Below are 649 nucleotides of genomic sequence, written 5' to 3'. Positions count from 1 at the left end.
CTTCGCCAGCCGGTTGACATGCACCATCGGTCTGGCAATCGTGTTCGCCGCGCCGCGCCCATTCCTCACGGGGATCATTTCCCCCAGAAAGAACGGGGTGTAATAGGATGAATAGGTCATGTGTCCGGCGGCATTATAAATCGCCACGCCCCAATCGGGTTTCCGCAACGGAAAGCCACTGGAGAAAATCACCACATGCACCTCACAGGCCACCTCATTGTTCACAATCACCTTATCGTGCGTCATGCCGATGGCGGCACCGGCAGTCTCGGTCCGGGCAAAGACCAGACATTGCCCCCGGTTAGGGATGGAATCCGGCACCCGCCATTGCCCGCTTTTGCCTAAGGTGATCCGTCCCCGGTAAACGCAATACCCCAGTCGGTTCTGGTCGGCCATCGTTGATACCCCGTTCATGCCGGCCAGTTTGATGCCGAAGGAGGCGGTACTTTTCGGGTAGCCGCACACCTGAATATAGAAGTGATCATCCTTTTCAAAAAAAGGGCTGAAACCAATCAGGCCCTCAATAAACTCAAATTTCAGATACTCCCCTTCCATGCGGATATTCTCAATCCGGCGGTCAACAATGGTAGAATGGAGCCCGAACTGCCCCGCCATCACGGTTTTTGTCGGGATCAGCACAATATTGAAC

Annotated in this window: 1 protein-coding gene; it reads right to left on the bottom strand. The window is 54.7% G+C overall.

Translation table 11 applies throughout. The annotated features are described in order from the left end of the window. The coding region (locus Xhom_RS31800) for a DUF6453 family protein (protein ID WP_169928587.1) at nt 1–649 on the bottom strand (649 nt) is incomplete at both ends.

Origin of the sequence: Xenorhabdus hominickii (assembly GCF_002632725.1) — a bacterium.
GTDB lineage: Bacteria > Pseudomonadota > Gammaproteobacteria > Enterobacterales > Enterobacteriaceae > Xenorhabdus > Xenorhabdus hominickii.
Note: the sequence above shows the minus strand (reverse complement) of the source record. Positions and strands in the feature narration are given on the sequence as shown.